Source organism: Streptococcus mitis (assembly GCF_946188585.1).
Taxonomy (GTDB): Bacteria; Bacillota; Bacilli; order Lactobacillales; family Streptococcaceae; genus Streptococcus; species Streptococcus mitis_DG.
This window is the reverse complement of record NZ_CAMHVI010000066.1, coordinates 1-229: the sequence shown is the minus strand read 5'-3', so window position 1 is coordinate 229 and position 229 is coordinate 1. Positions and strand designations below refer to the sequence as shown.

Genomic DNA, 229 nt, shown 5'->3' with positions numbered 1-229 from the left:
CCATCCGCCAGCACGTCAGCAAGACCCTCCGCTTCCACAACCGCAAGTACAACAGCAAGCACGTCAGCAAGTACATCAGCTAGAACATCAGCTTCAACAAGAGCAAGTACATCAGCAAGTACATCGGCTTCAACAAGTGCAAGCACATCAGCTTCAACGAGCGCAAGTACATCTGCAAGTACATCAGCTTCAACAAGCGCAAGTACATCTGCAAGCACGTCAGCAAGTA

At 49.8% G+C, this 229-nt stretch carries 1 protein-coding gene; it reads right to left on the bottom strand.

The window, feature by feature from the left end:
* Nucleotides 1-229: hypothetical protein (locus N8M66_RS09405; RefSeq protein WP_261047262.1), on the bottom strand; the 229-nt coding region annotated here is incomplete at both ends.